19 protein-coding genes are annotated in these 17,749 nt (G+C 74.9%); 5 read left to right on the forward strand and 14 right to left on the reverse strand.

Annotation, left to right across the window (positions count from 1 at the left end; translation table 11 throughout):
* Positions 1-5 precede the first annotated feature (5 nt).
* Genes ACA361_RS01310 through ACA361_RS01325 form a run of 4 tightly spaced genes read right to left on the reverse strand, consistent with a single transcriptional unit; the run spans position 6 to position 4,199 of the window.
* On the reverse strand, positions 6-650 hold the full coding sequence (locus ACA361_RS01310; protein ID WP_375009872.1) for a response regulator: 645 nt from the start codon (positions 648-650) through the stop codon (positions 6-8).
* Positions 638-1,888: a sensor domain-containing protein gene (locus ACA361_RS01315; protein WP_375009873.1), complete on the reverse strand. Its 1,251-nt coding sequence runs from the start codon at positions 1,886-1,888 to the stop codon at positions 638-640. Before ACA361_RS01315 ends, ACA361_RS01310 begins: the two co-directional genes overlap by 13 nt.
* A complete protein-coding gene (locus ACA361_RS01320; protein ID WP_375009874.1) occupies positions 1,885-3,003 on the reverse strand; it encodes a glycosyltransferase family 4 protein in 1,119 nt (372 codons plus the stop codon). Before ACA361_RS01320 ends, ACA361_RS01315 begins: the two co-directional genes overlap by 4 nt.
* Positions 2,988-4,199 (reverse strand): glycosyltransferase 87 family protein, encoded by a 1,212-nt coding sequence (locus ACA361_RS01325; protein WP_375009875.1) that lies wholly within the window; start codon positions 4,197-4,199, stop codon positions 2,988-2,990. The genes ACA361_RS01320 and ACA361_RS01325 overlap by 16 nt, the downstream gene beginning before the upstream one ends.
* Positions 4,200-4,420: 221 nt before the next feature.
* Between ACA361_RS01325 and ACA361_RS01330 the strand changes: the two genes are divergently transcribed.
* Together ACA361_RS01330 and ACA361_RS01335 are read left to right on the forward strand one after the other, a co-directional pair.
* On the forward strand, positions 4,421-5,188 hold the full coding sequence (locus ACA361_RS01330) for an ABC transporter ATP-binding protein (protein WP_375009876.1): 768 nt from the start codon (positions 4,421-4,423) through the stop codon (positions 5,186-5,188).
* Positions 5,189-5,193: 5 nt separating this feature from the next.
* A complete protein-coding gene (locus ACA361_RS01335) occupies positions 5,194-7,761 on the forward strand; it encodes an FtsX-like permease family protein (protein ID WP_375009877.1) in 2,568 nt (855 codons plus the stop codon).
* A gap of 6 nt (positions 7,762-7,767) precedes the next feature.
* Here the strand turns inward: ACA361_RS01335 and ACA361_RS01340 are convergent, their stop codons facing one another.
* From ACA361_RS01340 to ACA361_RS01350, 3 genes are read right to left on the reverse strand one after another with little or no spacing between them, the layout of a single operon-like run.
* Positions 7,768-8,346: a DNA-3-methyladenine glycosylase I gene (locus tag ACA361_RS01340; protein ID WP_375009878.1), complete on the reverse strand. Its 579-nt coding sequence runs from the start codon at positions 8,344-8,346 to the stop codon at positions 7,768-7,770.
* 9 nt (positions 8,347-8,355) lie between these two features.
* Positions 8,356-8,811 (reverse strand): SRPBCC family protein, encoded by a 456-nt coding sequence (locus ACA361_RS01345; RefSeq protein WP_375009879.1) that lies wholly within the window; start codon positions 8,809-8,811, stop codon positions 8,356-8,358.
* Entirely contained in the window at positions 8,808-9,266 is a 459-nt protein-coding gene (locus ACA361_RS01350; protein WP_375009880.1) for a hypothetical protein, read from the reverse strand. Before ACA361_RS01350 ends, ACA361_RS01345 begins: the two co-directional genes overlap by 4 nt.
* A gap of 50 nt (positions 9,267-9,316) precedes the next feature.
* Here ACA361_RS01350 and ACA361_RS01355 point away from each other — a divergent pair, with 50 nt between their 5' ends.
* On the forward strand, positions 9,317-9,673 hold the full coding sequence (locus tag ACA361_RS01355; RefSeq protein WP_375009881.1) for a hypothetical protein: 357 nt from the start codon (positions 9,317-9,319) through the stop codon (positions 9,671-9,673).
* A gap of 44 nt (positions 9,674-9,717) precedes the next feature.
* Here the strand turns inward: ACA361_RS01355 and ACA361_RS01360 are convergent, their stop codons facing one another.
* The 4 genes from ACA361_RS01360 to ACA361_RS01375 all read right to left on the reverse strand — a co-directional run bounded on the left by ACA361_RS01360 (position 9,718) and on the right by ACA361_RS01375 (position 14,060).
* A complete protein-coding gene (locus ACA361_RS01360) occupies positions 9,718-11,037 on the reverse strand; it encodes an alkaline phosphatase PhoX (protein ID WP_375009882.1) in 1,320 nt (439 codons plus the stop codon).
* Between the two features lie 172 nt (positions 11,038-11,209).
* Entirely contained in the window at positions 11,210-11,809 is a 600-nt protein-coding gene (locus tag ACA361_RS01365; RefSeq protein ID WP_375009883.1) for a TIGR00730 family Rossman fold protein, read from the reverse strand.
* A gap of 68 nt (positions 11,810-11,877) precedes the next feature.
* Positions 11,878-13,266 carry a sulfatase-like hydrolase/transferase gene (locus tag ACA361_RS01370; protein WP_375010875.1) on the reverse strand — a complete coding sequence of 463 codons (1,389 nt, stop codon included), beginning with the start codon at positions 13,264-13,266 and terminating at the stop codon, positions 11,878-11,880.
* Positions 13,167-14,060 carry a sulfatase-like hydrolase/transferase gene (locus ACA361_RS01375; protein ID WP_375009884.1) on the reverse strand — a complete coding sequence of 298 codons (894 nt, stop codon included), beginning with the start codon at positions 14,058-14,060 and terminating at the stop codon, positions 13,167-13,169. Before ACA361_RS01375 ends, ACA361_RS01370 begins: the two co-directional genes overlap by 100 nt.
* 188 nt (positions 14,061-14,248) lie before the next feature.
* Here ACA361_RS01375 and ACA361_RS01380 point away from each other — a divergent pair, with 188 nt between their 5' ends.
* On the forward strand, positions 14,249-14,971 hold the full coding sequence (locus ACA361_RS01380; protein ID WP_375009885.1) for a TetR/AcrR family transcriptional regulator: 723 nt from the start codon (positions 14,249-14,251) through the stop codon (positions 14,969-14,971).
* Between the two features lie 250 nt (positions 14,972-15,221).
* Here ACA361_RS01380 and ACA361_RS01385 read toward each other — a convergent pair whose 3' ends face one another.
* Positions 15,222-15,485, reverse strand: coding sequence for a hypothetical protein (locus ACA361_RS01385; RefSeq protein WP_375009886.1), 264 nt, complete (start codon positions 15,483-15,485; stop codon positions 15,222-15,224).
* Positions 15,486-15,494: 9 nt separating this feature from the next.
* Here ACA361_RS01385 and ACA361_RS01390 point away from each other — a divergent pair, with 9 nt between their 5' ends.
* Positions 15,495-15,692, forward strand: a complete 198-nt coding sequence (locus tag ACA361_RS01390; RefSeq protein WP_375009887.1) for a hypothetical protein — start codon at positions 15,495-15,497, stop codon at positions 15,690-15,692.
* Between the two features lie 20 nt (positions 15,693-15,712).
* Here the strand turns inward: ACA361_RS01390 and ACA361_RS01395 are convergent, their stop codons facing one another.
* A complete protein-coding gene (locus ACA361_RS01395; protein ID WP_375009888.1) occupies positions 15,713-16,513 on the reverse strand; it encodes a TIGR00730 family Rossman fold protein in 801 nt (266 codons plus the stop codon).
* A gap of 86 nt (positions 16,514-16,599) precedes the next feature.
* Complete coding sequence (dapE, locus tag ACA361_RS01400) at positions 16,600-17,652, reverse strand: succinyl-diaminopimelate desuccinylase (RefSeq protein ID WP_375009889.1); 1,053 nt, start codon at positions 17,650-17,652, stop codon at positions 16,600-16,602.
* Positions 17,653-17,749 lie beyond the last annotated feature (97 nt).

Below are 17,749 nucleotides of genomic sequence, written 5' to 3' on the forward strand. Positions count from 1 at the left end.
CGGCGTCAGCCGGCCCGCAGGTGGGTGAGGACGGCCAGGACCCGGCGGTGGTCGTCGGGGGTCTGGTGCAGGTCGAGCTTGGTGAAGATCGAGCCGACATGCTTGATCACGGCCGCCTCGGAGACCACCAGCGCGCGGGCGATCGCCCCGTTGGAGCGGCCCTCGGCCATCAGGGCGAGGACCTCGCGCTCGCGCGCCGTGAGCCGTTCGATCGGGGCGTCCCCGGCGCGCCGGGCCAGCAGCCCGCGGACCACGTCCGGGTCGATCACCGTGCCGCCGCCGGCCACCTCGACCAGCGCCTCGACGAACTCGGCGACCTCGCCGACCCGGTCCTTGAGCAGGTAGCCGACCGCGCCGCCGGTCTGGAGCAGGTCGGCGGCGTACGACTGCTCGACGTACTGCGACAGCACCAGCACCGGCAGGCCGGGCCGCTCGCCGCGCAGCGCCAGCGCGGCGCGCAGCCCCTCGTCGCGGAAGCTGGGCGGCATCCGGACGTCGGTCACGACGATGTCCGGCTCCTGCTCGGCGACCGCGGCGGCCAGGCCGGGGGCATCGGCCACCGCCGCCACGACCTCGTGGTCGAAGCGGGCGAGGATCTGGCTCAGGCCCTCCCTGAGCAGCACCGAGTCCTCGGCGATCACGACGCGCACGGAATCTCCACTCGCAGGATCGTAGGGCCGCCGGGCGGGCTGGACACCCGCAGCGTCCCGTCATGGACGGCGACCCGGTCGGCCAGCCCTTGCAGGCCGCTTCCCTTGGCGGCGTCCGCGCCGCCCGCGCCGTCGTCGCGGACCTCGACGACCAGCGCGTTCCCGGCCGTCCGCAGGACGACCCGGGCCCGGCTCGCGCCGCTGTGCTTGGCCACGTTCGCCAGCGCCTCCGCGACCACGAAGTACGCGGCGGACTCGACGCTCTCCGGCGGCCGCGCGGGCAGGTCGGCGTCCACCTCGACCGGTACGGCCGACCGCTCGGCCAGCGACTCCACGGCCGCCGCCAGGCCGCGGTCGGTCAGCACCGAGGGGTGGATGCCGCGGACCAGGTCGCGCAGCTCCTCCAGGGCGGCCCTGGCCTCGCCGCGCGCCTTCTCGATCAGCGCGGGGTCGGCGGCGTCCAGCCTCGCCAGCCCGAGCGTCATGATCAGACCGGTCAGCCGCTGCTGGGCGCCGTCGTGCAGGTCGCGCTCGATCCGGCGGCGCTCGGCCTCGAACGCGTCCGCCATCCGGGCCCGCGACGCCCGCACCTCGACCAGCTCCTCCTCCACCGGCCGGACGAGCAGCGCCCGCGCCAGCGCGGCCCGCGCCCCCGCCAGCGCCGTCATCGCGTACAGGCCGAGGACGAGGAGCGCGACCCCGGCCACCGCGACCGTCCACGACTCCGCCGGGGTGTCCGCGGTGGCCTCCGGGCCGAACACGAGCGGGTCGCCCTTCCCGGCCATCATGGGCGCCCCGGCGGACACCGTGGACCCCACGAACACCACGAACGGGACGATGACGTCGATGACCGCCAGCAGCGTCGACAGCAGCGCGTACCCCAGCTCCCGCCAGGTCGCGGTCTCCCGCAGCCGGAAGCCGAGCCAGGGCCGGAGGCCGGGGCGCGGGGGCGGGCGGTGCGGGGAGGGCGCGGGGCGCGGGTCCACCAGGCGCAGGCGCCGCCGCTCGACCGCGGCGTACCCGGCCGCCGACGGCGGGACCAGCGCCAGCAGCACCAGCCCGACGACGAACGGCGCTGTGAGCGTCCCGACGACGACCAGGCCCGCCACCACGGCCAGCCAGCCGGCCGACAGCGGATAGCCGGCCACCAGGAAGAGGACCGAACGCCAGGGCCAGGGCGAGAACAGGAAGCGCAGCGGGTTGCCCGCCATCGCCCGCCAGACCGTCCCGTTCGTCACGTGCCGACCGTATTCGATGCGCGGAGCAGGAGATCTCGGAGGCGCTCGTACGAGGCGTCCCAGCTCCACTCCTCCCGGACCCACGCCCGGCCCCGCTCGCCCATCGCCCGGCGGGTGCCGCCGTCCTCCAGCAGCCGGATCAGGCGGCCGGCGATCTCGGGCACGGAGTCGCCGTCGACGACGTGCCCCGTCTCGCCGTCCCGCACCGCGTCCGGGGCGCCGCCCGCGTTCCCGGCGATGACCGGGAGCCCGGCCGCGGCCGCCTCCAGGTAGACGATGCCGAGCCCCTCCGTCTCCAGCCCGAGGCGGCGCGACCGGCACGGCATCGCGAACACGTCGGCGGCGGCGTAGAACGGCGGGATCTCGGTGTGCGCGTGCCCGCCGGCGAACACCACGCCCTCCCCCGCCATCCCGTGCAGCCAGAAGTCCTGCGGCCCCGACCCGACGATCAGCAGCCGGGCGTCCGGCACGGCCTCGCGCACGGCCGGCATCGCGCGGATGAGCCGGTCGTTCCCCTTGCGCGGGACGAGCCGGGCGACGCTCAGCACCACCGGTGCGTCCCCCAGCCGGTGGCGCCGCCGGATCTCCGCGCGGGCGCGCGGGTCCGGCCGGAACGCCTCGGCGTCCACGCCCGGGACGAGCCGTGCCGTGCGGGCGCGCGGCCCCAGCGCCGGCGCGATCCGCGCCCGGGTGTGCTCGGTGAGGTACGTCACCACACCGGCCCGCGACCCGATCCGCCGCAGCACCCGCCGGAACCCGGGAACGCCCGCCCACCAGATCTCGTGGCCGTGCGTCGTGGCGACCGACGGCAGCCCGATGGCGTCCGCCAGCAGCCCGAGCGGCGCGGCGGCCCCGAACCACACGCCGTCGCAGCCGTGCGCCGCCGCCAGCCGCCGCGCGTTCCGCGCCACCCGCGGCGTCGGCAGCAGGGTCCGCGACCGGTCCCGGAACACGGGGAACGGCAGCGCCGCGTCGAACGCGGCCGCGCCCGGCTCGTCCGAGGTGTAGACGACCACCTCGCCGGGCGGGAACCGGCGGGCCAGCTCGTACACGAAGGTCTCGATGCCGCCCCGCCTGGGCGGGAAGTCGTTGGTGACGATCAGGCAACCAGGCACAGCTCGTCCTCCTGCTTCTGGGTGGGTGCGGGCGCGGCCAGGTGCGCCCAGAGGGCGAGGACGGCCGGGTAGACGAGGTAGCCCCAGCGGGTGGCGGGCATCAGCGCCATGGCCAGCAGCAGCCCCAGCGACAGCCTCAGCGCGGCGGAACGGGCGTCCCGCGGCGGCCGTACGGCCAGCGAGACGGCCATCCCCAGTGCCGCCAGGCCGAGCAGCGCCAGCGCGGCGGCGTGCCCGTACGCGCCGAGGTCGGCGAGCAGCCGTCCCGGCAGCGGGCTGGCGGCCGGCGAGTCGACCCCCGCCAGCCCCAGCGGGAAGCGCACCACGTTCAGGAAGAACCCCTGCGGGTCGATCGCCGCGGGCACCAGCACCCCGGCCGCGACGACGGCCCCCGCCGCCGCCGCGAACACCGCCGGCGGCCCGGCGGAGCGGTGGCGGGCGGCGACCAGGACGAGGCAGACGGCCAGCGCGGGCCAGGCGGTGGCCTTGAGCGCGGCGGCGAAGCCCATCGCCAGGCCGGCCGCGGCCGGACGGTCCCGTACGGCCAGGGCCAGGCCGAGGCAGGCGAGGGCGATGACCGGGAGGTCGTCGCCGCCGACCGCCAGGGGCAGGGCCACCAGGGGCGAGGCGGTGATGAGGAGCAGGCGGGCGTCCCGGCGGGCGGCGCTCGCGGCCAGCAGGCCGAGGAAGAGCAGGCCGAAGACGGCGCGGGCGTCGATCCCGGCGAGCGCGTGCGGCAGGCCGAGCAGGGCCATGCCGGGCAGGTACGGGTTGAACGCCTCGTACCCGCCGTGCGCCGCCGCCTCACCGGGGCTCAGGTAGGGGGTGTCGTGCTCCAGCAGGTGCGCGGCGGAGCGGTGGACGACGTCCACCTCGGGCTGGGCCTGGCCGAGGGCGGCGAGGACGGCCAGCGGCAGGACGACCGCTCCCGCGAGGACGGCGCCCGCGACCGAGGCCGGGCGCTCCCGGCCCCGGCGGCTCAGGGCGGCGAGCGCGCCGAGGGCGTACGCGGCGGCGGCGACCGCGCCCCACGTGCGGTGCGGCGCCAGCGCGGTCACGGCCGCCGTCGCGGCGGCGAACACCGCGCACGCCAGGTAGACGGCGGGTATCGGGACGGACCGCGGCCACGGCCGCGCGGCGGCGGCACGCGCGCGGGCAGGGCCGTGGGCGGGTGCATGGGCAGGGGACAGCGGCATCGGATTCGCTCCGGCGGGTCGGTGAGCTGGGCTTTCTCGCACCACCCAGGGAACCGCCGGAGCACCCCGGAGATCATTGGACCTGACCGCCGACCTCGCGGTAGACCTGGCCCTACCCCCGCGCTCGACCTGACGGGAGCCGACGGTAGGGAAGACCCCAGGACGGGCTTTCGGGATCACGCCAATGTGCCGGGACCCCGGTCCGGGATTGGCTGTACGGCATGGCACCCACACCCTCCGCACCGCCGCTCGCGCACGTCCACGAGGACCGGGTAGCGGCCGCCGTCGACCTCGTCCGCACCTACGGCTCCGGGGACGGCGCGGTCACGGCGCTGCGCGGCGTCTCCGTGGCGTTCGCGCGCGGCCGGTTCACCGCGATCATGGGCCCGTCCGGGTCCGGCAAGTCCACGCTCCTGCACTGCCTGGCGGGGCTCGACCAGGTCACCTCGGGGCGGGTGCTGGTCGGCGACGTGGACCTCACCCGGCTGTCGCGGACCCGGCTGGCGAGGCTGCGCCGGGACCGGCTCGGCTTCGTGTTCCAGTCGTTCAACCTGCTGCCGATGCTGACCGCCGAGGAGAACATCCGGCTCACCGGCCGGCTGGCGGGCCGCCGCGCCGACCGGGAGTGGTTCGGGACGCTGGTGGACGCGCTGGGCCTGAGCGAGCGGCTCGGGCACCGGCCCGCGGAGCTGTCGGGCGGGCAGCAGCAGCGGGTCGCTGTCGCGCGGGCGCTGCTCGGCCGGCCCGAGGTGCTGTTCGCGGACGAGCCCACCGGCAACCTCGACTCCCGCTCGGGCGCCGAGGTGCTGGGCTTCCTGCGGACCGCGGTGGACGACTTCGGGCAGACGGTGATCATGGTGACGCACGATCCGGCGGCCGCCGCGCACGCCGACCGGGTGCTGTTCCTGGCCGACGGCCGCATCGTGCACGAGCTCGACGCCCCCACCACCGACGCCGTGCACGCCGCGATGCGCCGGCTGGAGGGCTGACGACGATGTGGCTCATCGCCCGCCGGTCGTTCGCCGAGGGCTGGGTACGGCTGATCGCGACCATGCTGGCGGCCGCGTTCGCCATCGGGCTGATCGCCGGGTCGATCCAGTTCGCGATGCGGGCGCAGGCGGCCGTGTCGGGCAGCGACGCCAGCGAGTACGCGCGCGCCGACGTGCTCGTGCAGGGCGGGCAGGCGGAACCCGACGACCTGTACGCGCCGCCCTCCGGCCGCGTCCGGCCCGAGCGGGTCGCGGGACGCCCCGGGGTCGCCGCCGCCACCGGGGACGCCATGGTCGAGGCGGCGGTGTCCGGCCCGGACGGGAAGCCGATCCTCGCGCCCGCCGGCGGCCGCACGCTGCTGCGCCCCTGGGTGGACGACGCGCGGCTCAGCCCGTACACGCTCGTGTCCGGGCGGGCCCCGGCGGCGGCCGGCGAGGTCGCGGTGGTCCGGCACGTGGCGCGCGCCGGCGGCCTCCGTACCGGGTCGGACCTGACGATGGCGCTGCCCCGCTCGACCGTCCGCGCCAAGATCGTCGGCGTGGTGACCGTCCAGGGCCGGGACGCGGTCGCGGCCGGGGACCTGGTGCTGGCGCCGCCCGCGGCCGTCCGGGCGGCCGCCGGGCTGCCCGCCGGCACGTGGCAGAGCGTGTGGGTGAAGGCCGCGCCCGGCACGAGCGCGGCCCGCCTCCGCGCCGACCTGGCCCGCGACCTGGGCGGCGAGGTCACCGTACGGACCGCCGCCTCGCTCCGGAACGCGCAGGCGAGCGAGATGCGGACCGTGGGAGTGTCGGTCGGCGGCGCGATCGGGATGCTGGCGTCCGTCGCGGTCTTCGTCGGGCTGTTCGTGGTGGCGAACACGTTCGGCACCCTCGTCCGGCAGCGCACCCGGCGGCTGGCGCTGCTCGGCGCGATCGGCGCCACGCCCCGCCAGATCAAGCGGCTGATCCGGTTCGAGGCGCTGGTGCTGGGCGCGGTCGGCGCGGTCGCCGGCGTCGCCGTCGGCTACCCGGTCTCGGCCCTGCTCACCCGGCTCTTCGCCGCGGACGGCTTCGACATCTCGGCGGCGGACGCGCAGTTCGGCTGGATCCCGCTCGCCGTCCCGGCCGCCGCCGGAATCGCGGTGACCCAGCTGGCCGCCTGGCGCGCGGCCCGCCAGGCCGCCCGCGTCTCCCCCATGGAGGCGATCCGGTCGTCCTCCGCCGAGTCCGCCAAGCGGCGCTGGCCGCGGCTGCTGGGCGCCCTCGCCGTCTTCGGCTGCGCCTGGATGTTCTTCGGCCCCGCGTTCGCGATCGGCAACGAGGAGCCGCCCGGGCCCGAGCGGACCATCGGGCTCGCGGCCGTCCTGACGATCGGCGCGATGGTCACGGTCGCCGCGCTGGCCGTGCTGGCGCCGTTCTTCGTCGGCCCGCTGGGCGGCCTCGTCGGCCGGGCCGGGATGCTGCTCAGCGGCGAGGCCGGGCGGCTGGCCCGCGCGACGATCACCCGCAGCCCGCGCCGGGTGTCCGCGGCGGCCTCGTCGCTGATGCTGGGCGTGGCGCTGGCCGCCGCCACCGCGCTGATCATGCTGTCGGTGCAGGACCGGTTCGACGAGGCGGGACGGCAGGTCATGAAGGCCGACCGCGCCGTCGCCGCCGCGGAGAACGTCCCGCTCCCCCGCGACGTCGCCGGCCGCGCCGGAGCCGTGCCGGGCGTGGAACGGGCCGCCGCCCTCACCCAGACGCCGGTGAACCTCGTCAGCCCGCGGCCGCGCATTTACGGCTCCGAGGACACGACCCCGGTCTCGTTCACGGTCAGCGGCATCGACCAGGCGGCGCTGCCGCACGTCCTCGACCTCGGCGGCCGGCTCCGCGCCCTGGGCCCCGGCGAGATCGGGCTCTCCTCCGGCGTCATGGAGACCGCGCGGGTGAGGCCGGGCCAGAAGATCGTCGTACGCGGCGCCCAGGGCCGCGCGGAGCTCACCGTGGCCGGCGCCTACCACGACCCGTCCCACCTGTTCGCCGACCAGGCGCTCGTGGCGCCCGCGACGATGGACCGCCTCGACCCGGCCGCGCCGGCGCAGGCCGTCCTGGTCAAGGGCGGCGACCGGGCCGCGCTCGCCGCGGCGGTGGCGGACCTGCCGGGCGTGCGGATCCTGGACCGCCCCGCCTACGTCGACCTGGCCGCCGGCGCGTACACCAGCGGGCTCACCGTCGTGTACGGCTTCATCGGCATGTCGCTGCTGCTGTCGCTGTTCGGCATGGCCACCACCGTCTCGATGAGCGTCGGCGAGCGGACGAAGGAGTTCGGCCTGCTCGGCGCGGTCGGTGCGACCGTCGCCCAGATCCGCGCGATCGTCCGATGGGAGGCGGCCACGGTCGTGCTGCTCGGCACGCTCCTCGGCCTCGGCACGGCGATCGGCACGGTCGCGCTGATCCAGGCGGCGACGGGCAGCTCGTTCCTCGACCCGGTCCCGCCCTGGTGGCTGCCGATCGCCATCGCGGCCGGCGCCGCCGCCGTCACCCTCGCCACCACGGCTTTCCCGGCCCGCCGCGCATCGGACGTCCCCGTCCTGGAGGCCGCCAAAGCGGAGTAACCGGTCTCAGGAGGTGTAGGCGCCGCGGCGGTGGCAGCCGGTCAGGTGGTCGTCGACCAGGCCGCACGCCTGCATCAGGGCGTACGCGGTGGTCGGGCCGACGAAGCGGAAGCCGTTCCGCTTCAGCTCCTTGGCCAGGGCCTTGGAGCCCTCGGTGAACGCCGGGACGTCGTCCGCGTCCGCGTGCGCGGGGGCGCCGGGGTCGGCGTACCGCCAGGCGGTGGCGGCGAGGCCGCCGGGCAGGTCGAGGGCGGCGCGGGCGTTGGCGACCGCGGCCTCGATCTTGGCCCGGTTGCGGACGATGGCCGCGTCGCCCATCAGCCGCTCCACGTCGGCGGGCCCGTACGCCGCGACCTTCTCGGGGTCGAACCCGGCGAACGCGGCGCGGAACCCCTCCCGCTTGCGCAGGATCGTCAGCCAGGACAGCCCCGACTGGAACGCCTCCAGGCACAGCCGCTCGTAGAGCCCCTGGTCGTCGCGGACCGGACGGCCCCATTCGTCGTCGTGGTAGGCGATGTAGTCGGGCGCCGACACCCCCCAGGGGCAGCGGGCCAGCCCGTCCTCGCCGAGGATCGCGGTGGTCACCGCCCCGTTCTACCTCAGCGGTACGACAGTTCCGTCCGCCTCGGCGAGCCGGGCCAGCCGGCGCAGGCCGAGGGCCATGAACGCGCGGAACGCCGGCCCGGCGGCGATCCAGCCGGCCCGGCCGAGCGGCCCGAGCGGCAGGTCGAGGCGCTCGGCCCAGCGGATCCGGCTGCCGGCGCCGGGCAGCGGCGCCACGTCGAAGAACGCCTCGCCGCGCACCAGCCGCCCGGTGTGCCGGACGGCCACCCGGCGGCCGGACCGCCAGCCGGTGATCACCATCGTGTCGGTGAAGCCGAGGGGGCCGACACCGGTCCAGCCCTCCAGCTCGGCGCCGACGCCGTGGCCGCCGCGCGCCTCGGTGAACGGCATCCACTCCGCGTGCCGCGGCCAGTCGGTGAGCAGGGCGAAGACCTTCTCGGCGGGCGCGGCGGACTCGGCGTCGGCGTGCACGGCGATGCCGCTCACGAGCGCGCCTCCCGGGCCGCGTCGTGCTCGGGCTCCTCCAGGAACGCGTCGTCGTCCCCGAACTCGTCCTCGTCGCGGCGGTCGCGCTCGTCCTTCGTCAGGTCGATGGGCGGCCAGCCGGCGTCGGGGGCCGGCGGCCCGGACCGCTCGTTCAGCCTGCGGTGCAGGTCCGCGACCTGCTCCTCCAGGGCGGCGAGCCGGGCGTCGCGCTCCCAGACCGCCTGCCGGAGCTGCCCGATCGCATGGTCGGTGACGTCGGTCTGGTAGCCGAACATCGCCCGCGGCAGCCGCGGCGGCGCGCCGCCGGGCCGCGGGAGCAGCCCGTCCTCCGCGGACGGCAGCGGCGGATGATCGGGCCGCGGCCAGGTCAGCTCGCCGCCCCGGCCCAGGGCCAGCGCCACGACGGCGCCCAGCACGGCCAGGCCGGCCAGGACGAGGACCACAACCACGATCATGCTCCGATCTGTCTACGTGTCCGTAGGACGATCGTGCCACGCTTGGACGCATGGAGTCGCATGAGCCTTGGGTCCTGCCGTACGGCGCGCCCGTTCCGGCAGGTACGGCCGATGCCGGAACCGCGCCTCCGGCCGCGCTGGTGGAGGAGCTGGTCGCCGCCGGACGCCCGGTGCTGGTGACGCTGGCCCCCGCGGACGGCGGCGGAGACGGAGACGGGAACGCGAACGGAGGCGGCGGCGAGCCCGATCCCGGGATGCTCGCCGCCGCCTCCGTGTACGCCTGGCTGGGGGTGCGGGCGTTCCGCGCGCCCGAGAGCGCGCTGCCCGCGCTGCGGCAGGTCCTGGACATGGTCGCCGCCATCCAGGGCGCCCGCCCGCCCGCGCTGGCCCGCCGCGGCCTGGCCTGATCCCGGCGGGACCGGGCCGGGCCGCGCGGGGGCGCGTGGCCGCGTCAGTAGCGGACGCGGTGCCAGGGGCCGGTGATCGCGAACGTGATGCCCGGCGTCTGCCGGTTGGCGAACAGCGTCCGCCCGTCCGGGGAGAACGTGACGCCCGTCATCTCGCTGTCGTTGAACGCGTTGCGCGCGAACGCGAACGGCTCGCCCTTGCGGGTGGTGCCGACGAGGTACTGCTCGCCGTCGCCGTCCTCGGCCAGGATCACGCCGCCGCCGTACGGGGAGACGGTGATGTTGTCGGGGCCGTCGAACCGCCCGCCCGGCTTGAAGACCAGCTCCAGCTCGATGGTCTGCCTGCGCGGGTCGTACGCCCAGACCTGGCCGGCGTGGTCGGCGGCGGCGCCGTCGCCGGTGTCGGAGAAGCTGGCGACGAAGTACGCCTTGCCGTGGCCCCACCAGGCGCCTTCGAGCTTCTGGCTGCGGGTGATCTTCTCGTCCTCGAACTGCTTGCGGATCGAGGTCCGCGCCGCCGACGGGTCGGGCACCCGCACCCACTTGACGCGGAACCGCTCGCCCGGCTCCTGCACGACCGACAGGTCCGGCAGGCCGGGCACGTACATGGCCTCCAGGCGGCCGCCGTGCAGGTACGTGCCGTACTGGCCGCGGTGCGAGCGCGGCGAGAACCGGTAGAACAGCCCGAACGGCCCGGACGCGTCCTCGGTCAGGTACGCGACGTGGCTGTGCGGGTCGATGGCGACGGCCTCGTGCGCGAAGCGGCCCATGGCGGTGATCGGCTCGGGCCGGGTCCGGCGGCCGGTCGGGTCGACCTCGAACACCCAGCCGTGCGACTTGGTCTGCGCGCCGAAGCCCTCGGTCTCCTCGCAGGTGAGCCAGGTGCCCCACGGGGTGCTGCCGCCGGCGCAGTTGGTGGCGGTGCCGGCGATGCTGACCTCCTGGTCCAGCACGTTGCCGTGCCGGTCCAGCTCCAGCGTGGTGGTGCCGCCGTACGCGGCCGGGTCGTACACCAGGCGCTCGGGCGCGGTCGGCTTGACGCCGCTGGCGGTCTGCTCGTGGTTGCGGACCATCCGGATCGTGTCGCGGCGGCCGCCGGGGAACATGGCGGTGCCGTCGTGCTTGCCGGGGACCTTGCCGCCGCCGGGCATGGCGTCGCCCTCGGCGGAGATGGCCTTGTACGAGAACCCCTTGGGCAGGTCCAGGACCCCCTTGGGGTCGGGGACCAGCGGGCCGTAACCGTAGGCCTCCCCGACCTCGGCGCCGGCCGAGGTCTGGAAGACGGTGTCGAGGCTGCCGGCCAGGGCGATGGACAGGGCGCCCGCGGCGCCGCCCTTCACGACCCCGCGACGGGACACGGACATGGAGACTCCTTCACATCATTGCGATCAGCGAGGAGCCTGGTCCGCCGCCCTGAACCGGCGGTGAACGAGCCAGGTCCCATGGACAAACCCCCAGGACACAGTTCCGCAATGCGGACATGACCCGATGGGCTCGTCACGCGGTGTGATCAGAGCCCGTGGTCAGAGCCCGTGGTCAGAGCTCGGCTTCGGCGTAGTCCTCGGGGGTCGCCTCGATGCGGGGCTGGGAGCGCTCCAGGAGGTCGAACGCCTCGGTGACCGAGTCCGTCCAGCCGATCGCGTCGAAGATCTTCGCGCGGGCGAAGCCCTGGTCGGCGAGCGAGACCATCAGCTCGCGCAGCGGGTCGTACACGCCGGTCGGGTCGAGGATGACCACCGGCTTGGTGTGCATGCCGAGGACCCGCGCCGTCCAGATCTCGAACAGCTCCTCCAATGTGCCGATGCCGCCGGGCAGCACCAGGAACGCGTCGCTGCGCTCGTCCATCTGGCCCTTGCGGGTACGCATGTCCGGGGTGACGATCAGCTCGTCGTTGGCCTCGTCGGAGATCTCCACGCTGACCAGGCCCTCGGGGATCACTCCGACGGTGCGGGCGCCGCCGGCGCGGGCGGCCCGCGCGACGGCGCCCATGCAGGAGACCTGGGCGCCGCCGCTGACCAGGCTGTGGCCGCGGCGGGCCAGCTCGGCGCCGGCCTCCGCCGCCAGCTCCACATGCCGCTTGTCGATCTTGCTGGAGGACGCGCAGAACACGCAGACCGCGAGGGACGGACGTTCCAAGGCCACAGCCACCTTCACCGGGACGAGAGCAGGGACCTCCACTCTATTGAAGGGCGCCCCGGCCCGGCTCAGTCCAGGACGATGTCGACCCGTTCGATCTCGCCGCCCGCGAAGGGGAACGCGGGCGGGTGGTCGCCCACCGGCGAGCCGGTGTTCAGGCCGATGTCGAAGGTCTCGTCGATCGAGAAGATCGCGGGCGGGGTCGCGGCGAGGTGAGCGCCCGCGACCCGCGTCCCGTCCGCGGTGAGGACGAGCGTCCCGCCGCGCCCGATGCCGTCGCTGTCAGCGGTGAAGTCCACCCGGAGCACGTGCCGCCCGGGCTCCAGCGCGAGGCCGGGCGCCAGCTCGGCGACGGCCAGCTCGAACGTCCGGTAGACGAAGACGGGCCGGGCGGCGGTGTCGACGTACAGCGACCAGCCCGCGGCCCGCCCGCCCATCGTGGCGATGACGCCGCGCGGCCGGTCGCCGGTCTCCAGCGCCGCCGTGAGCGTCCACGACCTGCCGAGCATGCGGGGCGCGTTGCTCTCCGGGATGCCGACGGCGCCGGGGTAGTACGTGAAGCTCTTGCGGCCCCGGGCGAGGTTGGGCATGCGCGTGCGGGACACGCGGGCGTCGCGGAGCGGGAGGATCCCGACCCGGCCGGCCTCGCGCTCGAAGAGCCGCTGGAGTTCGGCGAGCCGTCCGGGCTCCGCCTCGGCGAGGTCGTTCGCCTGGCTGAAGTCCGCCTCCAGGTCGTACAGCTCCCAGACGTCGTCCTCGAACGGCCGGTCCTTCCCGGGGAGGCCGACGCCCCACGGGACGCCGCCGTGGTGCGCGGAGGCCATCCAGCCCTCGTGGTACAGCGACCGGTGGCCGTACACCTCGAAGTACTGGGTGGTGTGCCGCTCCGGCGCGTCCGGGTCGTCGAAGCTGTAGACGAGGCTCGTGCCGTGCATCGGCTCCTGGACGACGCCGTTCACGGCCTCGGGCATCGCCAGCCCGGCCGCCTCCAGGATCGTCGGCGCGATGTCGTTCACGTGCGAGAACTGGGTGCGCAGGCCGCTGCCGGAGATGCCGTTCGGCCAGGTCACCGCCATCGGGTTGCGGGTGCCGCCGAGGTGCGAGGCGATCTGCTTGACCCACTGGTACGGCGCCGTCATCGCCCAGGCCCAGCCCGCCGGGTACTGCGGGTACGACTCCGCCGTGCCGATCTCGTCGAGCCGGGCGAGGGTGCCCGCCGGGGACTCGTTCATGCCCTGGAGGGCGCCCATGTAGTTGATGCTGCCGGGCAGGCCGCCCTCGGCGCTGCTGCCGTTGTCGCCGACGATGTAGACGAAGAGCGTGTCGTCGTGCAGGCCGCCGCGCCTCAGCTCGTCGATCAGCCGCCCGACCTGGACGTCGGTGTGCTCCAGGAAGCCGGCGTACACCTCCATGAGGCGCTCGGCGACGCCGCGCTCGCGTCGGGCAGGCTCTCCCAGCTCGGGATCTCCTCGGGGCGCGGGGTCGTCCGCGTCCCCTCCGGTACGACGCCGCGCTCGATCTGGCGGGCGAGGATGGCGTCCCGCTCGGCGTCCCAGCCGTGCGCGAACCTGCCCCGGTAGCGCTCGCTCCACTCGGCCGGCACGTGCAGCGGCGCGTGGGTCGCGCCGGGCGCGAGGTAGAGGAAGAAGGGGCGGTCCGGCGTCATCGCGTGCTGCATCCGGATCCAGCGGATCGACTGGTCGACCAGGTCCTCGGTCAGGTGGTAGCCGGGGGTGTCCGGCGGCTCGACGGGCGCGGTGCCCTCGTACAGCGTCGGCTGGTACTGGTGCGTCTCCCCGCCGAGGAAGCCGTAGAACTTCTCGAACCCCTGCCCGGTCGGCCAGCGGTCGAACGGCCCCGCCTGGGACGACTCCCACGGCGGCGCGAGGTGCCACTTGCCGACGCAGGCGGTGCTGTAGCCGTGCTGCCGCAGGATCTCGGCGACGGTCGCGCACTCGGGGCGCAGCACGCCCTCGTACCCGGGGTGGGCGTTGGCGCTGTTGAGGACGGTCCCGACGCCGGCCGCGTGGGCGTCCCGGCCGGTCAGCAGCGCCGCGCGGGTCGGCGAGCAGATCGCCGTGGTGTGGAAGCGGTTGTACGCCAGGCCCTCGGCGCGCATCGCGTCCAGCGTCGGGGTGCGGATGGGGCCGCCGAACGTTCCGGCCGCTCCCCAGCCGACGTCGTCCAGGAGCACGACGACCACGTTCGGCCGCCTGCGCGGGGTCCCGGCCCCGGTTCCGGTCGCGGTCATCGGCGGGCCTCCTCGCGGGCCTGGGCGACCCACATCCGGCTGATACGGAAGTTCACCTGCGCCATGAGCGACGGCTCGTCGGCGGCGCGCCGCTCCAGAACGAAGTTCCATGAAGCCTAAGACGCATGTCTTAAGTGGTCAAGGAGTGCCTCCACGATCATCGGAACGGACTGAGTAGGGTGGTCGCCGTGAGCAGGGGCGAGACGGCGCCGGCGCCGGGCGGCGAGCGGACGGCGGCCGCGCAGGACACGCGCGCCAGGCTCATCGACGTCGCCGAGCGGCTGTTCGCCGAGTACGGGATCGAGCCGGTGTCGCTGCGCCAGGTCGGCATCGAGGCGGGCCAGCGCAACAACTCCGCGGCGCAGTACCACTTCGGGTCCAAGGAGGGCCTGGTCAACGCGATCATCACCAATCGCTCGCGGGCCGTGGACGCGCGCCGCGCGGACCTGGTCGACGCGCTGCGCCGCTCCGGCACGCCCGCCACCCTCACCGAGCTGGTCAACCTGCTGGTGCTCCCCCTGATGGAGACGATCGGCAGCTCCAGCGGGCGCACCTGGTACCTGCGCTTCCTGGCCAACGTGATGGACCACCCCATGGCCGACGCGCCCTGGCACGCGGCCCGTACCGCGCCCTCCGGGCCGGGCGCCGCGCCGTCCCTGCCCGACCCGCCGGACCCGCCCGGCCTGCGCTACATGCGCAGGGAGCTGAGGCGGCTGCTGCCCGGCCTGCCGGACGAGGAGTTCGAGCGGCGGATGCGCTGGCAGGTGATGATCACGTTCCGGGTGCTCGCCGACTACGAGCGGCACCGCGCCGCGGCGGCGCCCGGCGGCGGCCCCGCCGCCGCCCAGGTCGTGTCGGACCTGAACGCGATGCTGGTCGCCCTCCTGCGCGCCCCGTACCCCGCCGCCTGACCCCACCCGGGCACACCTCAGGCCCCCGGCCGCGCCACACGGTTAAGTAACGCTTCTTAACAATGCCGTCGACCGGCCGCGCAATCTCCTTTTCCCATCGCCTGCGTGGACAATACGTCCCGTCCCCCTGAACGGGACGCGCCCTATACAGCCCGCACCGCGCATTGGTTTCAAAGAGCGCCGACCGGCTCCGAGCAATCAGCGGCCATCGAATTCCCACCCCGAACGTAGGATCCCATGGCGCTCGATCTCAATCCCCCGGCGGCGCCGGGCTGACGGCGACCGAGTACTCGCTGTGGACGGCGCCGCTCGGCCTCGTGCCGATGTTCGCCGGCCCGCTCGGCGGCTTCCTGGCCAGGCGGATCGACGCCCGGCGGGTCCCGGTCGCCGCCGCCGCGTTCTTCCTCCTGACGATGTACCTGGGCGCCGGGCTGCCCGCGGACCAGGTGGGGGTCGGCGCCATGAACTCGCTGCCGGCCGCGTCCATGGGCAGCACCCTGACCGGCGTCGTCATGCCGGCCACGTGGTCGCCACCGACCCGGAGACGCACGCCGTGGTGCACGACCCGAGCGCGTTCACCAGCGGCTACCTGTACGCGGCGATCGTGGGCACGGTCGGCCTGGCCGTCGCCCTGCTGATGAGGCACGGCCGCAGGCCCGCGCAGGGCGGCCTGGCCGAGACCGGCGGGACGGCGCCCCGGACGGCGGCCGTACCGACCTGATCGTATCTACGCCGGGGAGGTCAGTCCTGGGCCTCCTCGGCGGCGGCCGCCTGGGCGCGCCGCTCGATCAGCTCCTGCTCGGCCCGGGTGTGTCCCTCCACGATGTACCGGACGGCGTCCTCCGGGTCGTCGGTCAGGTGGAACAGGTCCGGGTCCTCCGGCGAGATCGTCCCCTTGGGCAGCAGCGTGCCCTTGATCCAGTCCAGCAGCGGGCCCCAGAACTCGGTGCCCATCAGCACGATCGGGAACCGGGTGATCTTCCCGGTCTGGACGAGCGTGATCGCCTCGAACAGCTCGTCCAGCGTCCCGAACCCGCCCGGGAGCACCACGAACGCCTGCGAGTACTTCACGAACATCGTCTTCCGCACGAAGAAGTAGCGGAACTCCATCCCGATGTCGAGGTAATCGTTCAGCTTCTGCTCGAACGGCAGCTCGATGCCCAGCCCGACCGACAGCCCGCCGGCGTCGTCGCAGCCCTTGTTCGCCGCCTCCATGATCCCGGGCCCGCCGCCGGTGATCACCGCGTACCCGGCCTCGTGCAGCCGGGCGCCGATCTCCATGCCCAGCTCGTACTCCTCCGACCCGGGCTTGGTCCGGGCGCTGCCGAACACGCTGACCGCCTTCGGCAGCTCGGCCAGCAGTCCGAACCCCTCCACGAACTCCGCCTGGATCCGCAGCACCCGCCACGGATCGGCGTGCAGCCAGTCGGACGGGCCGCGGCTGTCGAGCAGCCGCTGGTCGGTCGTGGTCGGGGGGACGGCCTGGCCGCGCAGCATCGCGGGCCCCTGGCGGCGGGCGCGCGGACTCGATTCGGATGTCATGCCCATCACCGTAGCCAAGCCCGCAGGTCACCGGCCCCGCATTTCCGCGCGCGGAACCCCGCGTTCACCCGTCCACCGGGACGGAGTCAGCCGAGCCAGGCGAGCATGCGGCGCTCGCAGTCGGTGATCAGGGGCGTCTCGACGTACTCGTCCTTGGTGTGGGCCAGGGTGGGCTCGCCGGGGCCGTAGTTGACGGCCGGGACGCCCAGTTCGGAGAAGCGGGCGACGTCCGTCCAGCCGAGCTTGGCGCGGACCTCGGCGCCCGTCGCCGCGACGAACGCGGCGGCGGCCGGGTGGTCCAGGCCCGGCCGGGCGGCGGCGGCCGCGTCGACGATCTTCACCTCGAAGCCGGCGAACGTTTCGCGGACGTACGCCTCGGCCTCGGCCAGGGACTTGTCCGGGGCGAAGCGGTAGTTGACGGTGACGACGCACTCGTCCGGGATCACGTTCCCGGCCACGCCGCCGCGGACGAACACGGCGTTGAGGCCCTCGTGGTACTCCAGGCCGTCCACGACCGGGCGGGTGGGCTCGTACGCGCGCAGGACGTCCAGGATCGCGGCCGCCGAGTGGATCGCGTTCGACCCCATCCAGGCGCGGGCGCTGTGGGCGCGCTCGCCGCGGGCGGTGATCTCGGCGCGGAGCGTCCCCTGGCAGCCGCCCTCGATCAGCGCGCCGGTCGGCTCCATCAGCACGGCGAAGTCGCCGGCGAGCAGCTCGGGCCGGGTACGGACGAGCCGCTTCAGCCCGTTCCGCTCGGCCTCGACCTCCTCGCACTCGTAGAACACGTACGTGATGTCGCGGCTCGGCGCGGTGAGCGCGGCGGCCAGCTTCAGCGCGACCGCGACGCCGCTCTTCATGTCGGTCGTCCCGCATCCGTAGAGCCGGTCGCCCTCCACGCGGGACGGCAGGTTGCCGTTCAGCGGGACGGTGTCGAGGTGGCCCGCCAGGACGACGCGCTCGGAACGGCCCAGTTCCGTCCGCGCCACCACGGTGTCACCGTCGCGCACCACGTCCAGGTGCGGCAGCGGCGCCAGCGCCTCCTCGACGGCGTCGGCGAGCGCCTTCTCGTTCCCGCTCACCGACTCGACGTCGACGATCGCCGCCGTCAGTTCCACCACGTCCGCGTACAAGTCGAGCATGGTCAGCAAGCGTACGCACCCCGGCCGCGCCCGCGGGACCCCGGCAGGACATTGCCAAAAGTATGCGCTCCGGCCGCACCGAACGGAGTTACCGTCG

This window comes from Actinomadura sp. 21ATH, assembly GCF_041951345.1.
In the GTDB taxonomy this organism is placed as follows: Bacteria; Actinomycetota; Actinomycetes; order Streptosporangiales; family Streptosporangiaceae; genus Spirillospora.

Coding starts and splice junctions, on each gene's coding strand:
- ACA361_RS01350 (WP_375009880.1), bottom strand. CDS start 9,266: ATGATCGTGGTTGTGGTCCTCGTCCTGGCCGGCCTGGCCGTGCTGGGC.
- ACA361_RS01335 (WP_375009877.1), top strand. CDS start 5,194: ATGTGGCTCATCGCCCGCCGGTCGTTCGCCGAGGGCTGGGTACGGCTG.
- ACA361_RS01330 (WP_375009876.1), top strand. CDS start 4,421: ATGGCACCCACACCCTCCGCACCGCCGCTCGCGCACGTCCACGAGGAC.
- ACA361_RS01375 (WP_375009884.1), bottom strand. CDS start 14,060: ATGACCGCGACCGGAACCGGGGCCGGGACCCCGCGCAGGCGGCCGAAC.
- dapE (WP_375009889.1), bottom strand. CDS start 17,652: ATGCTCGACTTGTACGCGGACGTGGTGGAACTGACGGCGGCGATCGTC.
- ACA361_RS01360 (WP_375009882.1), bottom strand. CDS start 11,037: ATGTCCGTGTCCCGTCGCGGGGTCGTGAAGGGCGGCGCCGCGGGCGCC.
- ACA361_RS01385 (WP_375009886.1), bottom strand. CDS start 15,485: ATGACGACGCCGGTCAGGGTGCTGCCCATGGACGCGGCCGGCAGCGAG.
- ACA361_RS01355 (WP_375009881.1), top strand. CDS start 9,317: ATGGAGTCGCATGAGCCTTGGGTCCTGCCGTACGGCGCGCCCGTTCCG.
- ACA361_RS01395 (WP_375009888.1), bottom strand. CDS start 16,513: ATGACATCCGAATCGAGTCCGCGCGCCCGCCGCCAGGGGCCCGCGATG.
- ACA361_RS01325 (WP_375009875.1), bottom strand. CDS start 4,199: ATGCCGCTGTCCCCTGCCCATGCACCCGCCCACGGCCCTGCCCGCGCG.